Source organism: Leucobacter holotrichiae, assembly GCF_055791005.1.
This window is the reverse complement of record NZ_JBVUAC010000025.1, coordinates 1-5646: the sequence shown is the minus strand read 5'-3', so window position 1 is coordinate 5646 and position 5646 is coordinate 1. Positions and strand designations below refer to the sequence as shown.

Annotated in this window: 3 rRNA genes; all 3 read left to right on the top strand. The window is 55.2% G+C overall.

From position 1 onward, the window contains the following. The first annotated feature begins 244 nt into the window (after positions 1–244). The 3 genes from AC0KXF_RS15025 to rrf all read left to right on the top strand — a co-directional run bounded on the left by AC0KXF_RS15025 (position 245) and on the right by rrf (position 5639). Positions 245–1777, top strand: a 16S ribosomal RNA gene (locus AC0KXF_RS15025). Positions 1778–2281: 504 nt separating this feature from the next. Then, positions 2282–5389 (top strand): 23S ribosomal RNA (locus AC0KXF_RS15020). A 133-nt stretch (positions 5390–5522) separates the two neighbouring features. Beyond that, positions 5523–5639: ribosomal RNA gene (gene rrf, locus AC0KXF_RS15015) — 5S ribosomal RNA — on the top strand. Together the 16S, 23S and 5S rRNA genes form the textbook arrangement of a ribosomal RNA operon. Positions 5640–5646: the final 7 nt, after the last annotated feature.

Below are 5646 nucleotides of genomic sequence, written 5' to 3'. Positions count from 1 at the left end.
TGGACAGGTTGCTGTTCGGAAGGCTTTGGCTGGTACGGGTGGTGTCTGGTCTTTGAGAACTCAATAGTGTGCACTTGATTGTTTTGTGCCAATTATTTGTGTTGCTGGCATTGATCACGGTGGTGGTTGGTGTTGGTGATGTTTTTTGGACAATTATTTGAACGTCAGTTTTGATGTTTTGTTTTTGTCAGGTCAAACTTGCAGCTGGTTGCCTTATTCCGGTGGCTGGTTTGCGTTTTGTTTTTTTACGGAGAGTTTGATCCTGGCTCAGGACGAACGCTGGCGGCGTGCTTAACACATGCAAGTCGAACGCTGAAGCTCCCTGCTTGCAGGGGGTGGATGAGTGGCGAACGGGTGAGTAACACGTGAGTAACCTGCCCCTGACTCTGGGATAAGCGCTGGAAACGGTGTCTAATACTGGATATGTCCCATCACCGCATGGTGTGTGGGTGGAAAGATTTATCGGTTGGGGATGGACTCGCGGCCTATCAGCTGGATGGTGGGGTAATGGCTCACCATGGCGACGACGGGTAGCCGGCCTGAGAGGGTGACCGGCCACACTGGGACTGAGACACGGCCCAGACTCCTACGGGAGGCAGCAGTGGGGAATATTGCACAATGGGCGCAAGCCTGATGCAGCAACGCCGCGTGAGGGATGACGGCCTTCGGGTTGTAAACCTCTTTTGTCAAGGAAGAAGCCTTCGGGTGACGGTACTTGGAGAAAAAGCACCGGCTAACTACGTGCCAGCAGCCGCGGTAATACGTAGGGTGCAAGCGTTGTCCGGAATTATTGGGCGTAAAGAGCTCGTAGGCGGCTTGTCGCGTCTGCCGTGAAAGCCCGAGGCTCAACTTCGGGTCTGCGGTGGGTACGGGCAGGCTAGAGTGCGGTAGGGGAGATTGGAATTCCTGGTGTAGCGGTGGAATGCGCAGATATCAGGAGGAACACCGATGGCGAAGGCAGATCTCTGGGCCGTAACTGACGCTGAGGAGCGAAAGCATGGGGAGCGAACAGGATTAGATACCCTGGTAGTCCATGCCGTAAACGTTGGGAACTAGATGTAGGGCCTGTTCCACGGGTTCTGTGTCGTAGCTAACGCATTAAGTTCCCCGCCTGGGGAGTACGGCCGCAAGGCTAAAACTCAAAGGAATTGACGGGGGCCCGCACAAGCGGCGGAGCATGCGGATTAATTCGATGCAACGCGAAGAACCTTACCAAGGCTTGACATACACGAGAACGGGCCAGAAATGGTCAACTCTTTGGACACTGGTGTACAGGTGGTGCATGGTTGTCGTCAGCTCGTGTCGTGAGATGTTCGGTTAAGTCCGGCAACGAGCGCAACCCTCGTCCTATGTTGCCAGCACGTGATGGTGGGAACTCATGGGATACTGCCGTGGTCAACACGGAGGAAGGTGGGGATGACGTCAAATCATCATGCCCCTTATGTCTTGGGCTTCACGCATGCTACAATGGCCGGTACAAAGGGCTGCGATACCGTAAGGTGGAGCGAATCCCAAAAAGCCGGTCTCAGTTCGGATTGGGGTCTGCAACTCGACCCCATGAAGTCGGAGTCGCTAGTAATCGCAGATCAGCAACGCTGCGGTGAATACGTTCCCGGGCCTTGTACACACCGCCCGTCAAGTCATGAAAGTCGGTAACACCCGAAGCCGGTGGCCTAACCCCCTTGTGGGGAGGGAGCTGTCGAAGGTGGGACTGGTGATTAGGACTAAGTCGTAACAAGGTAGCCGTACCGGAAGGTGCGGCTGGATCACCTCCTTTCTAAGGAGCACTCAACCCCTACCCCTTTCCGGGTGTGCGGGGTTGCAGAGAAAGCATGAACGTCACCAACTGTGTGACGCATGCTGCTCAAGGGTGGAACACAAAACAAGCAAGCTTGTCTGCTCGTCGGTGCTAGTACGCATGGTGTCCTCTTTCGGGGGCGTGGTGTTGGAACGTGCTGGGGTGTGGGTGGGGTTGCGTGAGTGCATGCTATTGGGTCCTGGAAGCCCAGCCGGCTCGCACCCTTGTGGGGTGTGGGTGGACTTGGTTTTCTGACCCGCGGTCATCGGACGTGTTGCCGGTGATGGTGGGATCGGCCGTACGTTGAGAACTACACAGTGGACGCGAGCATCTATACCAGCGTCACTTTCAGTGACCTTTTTGGGGTTAGTGGGGTGATGGTGGTGTATTTACTTTAATTTCATTGGTCGCGCACCCGACCAAAGCCTTCCCCTTTTTTTGGGGTGGGGTGGTGGGGTGTGTGTTCGATTAATGCTTATGTGATTTCAAGTGATCAAGAGCAAACGGTGGATGCCTTGGCATCTGGAGCCGAAGAAGGACGTAGTAATCTGCGATAAGCCTCGGGGAGCCGATAAACGGGCTGTGATTCGAGGATTTCCGAATGGGGAAACCCCGCCAGGGCGCGTGCGTACCTGGTGACTCCCGCCTGAATATATAGGGCGGGGTGAGGGAACGTGGGGAAGTGAAACATCTCAGTACCCACAGGAAGAGAAAACAATAGTGATTCCGGTAGTAGTGGCGAGCGAACCCGGATCAGGCTAAACCGGTGGTGTGTGATACCTGGCAGGGGTTGCATCATCGGGGTTGCGGGACATGCCGTGAGACGCTGCTGAGTCTCGAGCGTGAGCGTCAAGGTATAGCGGAACAGTTTGGAACGGCTGGCCGGAGTGGGTGAGAGCCCCGTACGTGAAATGCCTTGGCCGCGTGGTGTGTATCCCAAGTAGCACGGGGCCCGAGAAATCCCGTGTGAATCTGTCAGGACCACCTGATAAGCCTAAATACTCCCAGATGACCGATAGCGGACTAGTACCGTGAGGGAAAGGTGAAAAGTACCCCGGGAGGGGAGTGAAAGAGTACCTGAAACCGTTTGCTTACAAACCGTCAGAGCAGGCTTTGTTTCTGTGATGGCGTGCCTTTTGAAGAATGAGCCTGCGAGTTAGCGATATGTGGCGAGGTTAACCCGTGTGGGGAAGCCGTAGCGAAAGCGAGTCTGAATAGGGCGATTCAGTCGCGTGTCCTAGACCCGAAGCGAAGTGATCTATCCATGGCCAGGCTGAAGCGTGTGTAAGAGCGCGTGGAGGGCCGAACCCACTTAGGTTGAAAACTGAGGGGATGAGCTGTGGATAGGGGTGAAAGGCCAATCAAACTTCGTGATAGCTGGTTCTCTCCGAAATGCATTTAGGTGCAGCGTTGCGTGTTTCTTGCCGGAGGTAGAGCTACTGGATGGCCGATGGGCCCTACAAGGTTACTGACGTCAGCTAAACTCCGAATGCCGGTAAGTGAGAGCGCAGCAGTGAGACTGTGGGGGATAAGCTTCATAGTCGAGAGGGAAACAACCCAGATCGCCAACTAAGGTCCCTAAGCGTGTGCTAAGTGGAAAAGGATGTGGAGTTGCTGTGACAACCAGGAGGTTGGCTTAGAAGCAGCCACCCTTGAAAGAGTGCGTAATAGCTCACTGGTCAAGTGATTCCGCGCCGACAATGTAACGGGGCTCAAGCACACCACCGAAGTTGCGGCAATCAACGTGTAGACAAGCCTTCGTGGTTCAGTTCGTTGGTTGGGTAGGAGAGCGTCGTGTGGGCAGTGAAGCGGCGGAGTGATCCAGTCGTGGAGCCTACACGAGTGAGAATGCAGGCATGAGTAGCGAAAGACGGGTGAGAAACCCGTCCTCCGGAAGACCAAGGGTTCCAGGGTCAAGCTAATCTGCCCTGGGTAAGTCGGGACCTAAGGCGAGGCCGACAGGCGTAGTCGATGGACAACGGGTTGATATTCCCGTACCGGCGGTAAACCGTCAAAGACCTAACCAGTAGTGCTAAACAAACCAAGACCGGCATGGATCCTTCGGGTGATGTGCTGGTGGCGGCTGTGAACCCGATGCTGGGGTGGTGAGCGTGAGGTGTGACGCAGGAAGGTAGCCAGTGCCGGGCGATGGTTGTCCCGGTGTAAACATGTAGCCCGAACCTGTTTAAGAGATGGGTTCTGTGGGTGAGATGTGATGCGGACCCGTATGGGGAAGCTGGTGATCCTATGCTGCCGAGAAAAGCATCGACGTGAGGTTTGCTGTTGCCCGTACCCCAAACCGACTCAGGTGGTCAGGTAGAGAATACTCAGGAGATCGAGAAAATCATGGTGAAGGAACTCGGCAAAATGCCCCCGTAACTTCGGGAGAAGGGGGGCCACCCGCTTATACCGCCTTGCGTGGGAAAGGGTGTGGTGGCCGCAGAGACCAGTGGGAAGCGACTGTTTACTAAAAACACAGGTCCGTGCCAACACGCAAGTGGATGTATACGGACTGACGCCTGCCCGGTGCTGGAAGGTTAAGAGGAGAGGTTAGACCCTTCGGGGTCGAAGCTTTGAATTTAAGCCCCAGTAAACGGCGGTGGTAACTATAACCATCCTAAGGTAGCGAAATTCCTTGTCGGGTAAGTTCCGACCTGCACGAATGGCGTAACGACTTCCCAGCTGTCTCCACCGTGAACTCGGCGAAATTGCAGTACGAGTAAAGATGCTCGTTACGCGCAGAAGGACGGAAAGACCCCGTGACCTTTACTACAGCTTGGTATTGGTGTTCGGTGTGGCTTGTGTAGGATAGGTGGGAGACTATGAAGCTGACACGCTAGTGTTGGTGGAGTCGTTGTTGAAATACCACTCTGGTCATATTGGATATCTAACTACGGACCCTGATCGGGTTCTGGGACAGTGCCTGGTGGGTAGTTTAACTGGGGCGGTTGCCTCCCAAAAAGTAACGGAGGCGCCCAAAGGTTCCCTCAACCTGGTTGGCAATCAGGTGGCGAGTGTAAGTGCACAAGGGAGCTTGACTGTGAGACTGACAGGTCGAGCAGGGACGAAAGTCGGGACTAGTGATCCGGCAGTGGCTTGTGGAAGCGCTGTCGCTCAACGGATAAAAGGTACCTCGGGGATAACAGGCTGATCTTGCCCAAGAGTCCATATCGACGGCATGGTTTGGCACCTCGATGTCGGCTCGTCGCATCCTGGGGCTGGAGTTGGTCCCAAGGGTTGGGCTGTTCGCCCATTAAAGCGGTACGCGAGCTGGGTTTAGAACGTCGTGAGACAGTTCGGTCCCTATCCTCTGCGCGCGTTGGAGATTTGAAAGGATCTGACCCTAGTACGAGAGGACCGGGTTGGACGGACCTCTGGTGTGCCAGTTGTTCTGCCAAGGGCATGGCTGGTTGGCTACGTTCGGGATGGATAACCGCTGAAAGCATCTAAGCGGGAAGCCGGCCTTAAGATGAGATCTCCCAGAACTTCGGTTCTATAGGCTCCCAGGAGATGACTGGGTTGATAGGCCAGACGTGGAAGTGAGGCAACTCATGGAGCTGACTGGTACTAATAAGCCAACAACTTGAAAACACCCCCACCCCCATACCCGGGGGAGGGAGTAAGCATGCACACGTAACGATGACTCGCGTCCACTTTGTGGTTCCCAACAGACGGCCCACACCCCCACCATACGGGCGGGGTGTGACGTACATGTTGACAGAGTTACGGCGGCCATAGCGTCAGGGAAACGCCCGGACACATTCCGAACCCGGAAGCTAAGACTGACAGCGCCAATGGTACTGCGAGGGGGACCTCGTGGGAGAGTAGGACACCGCCGGACACCCATT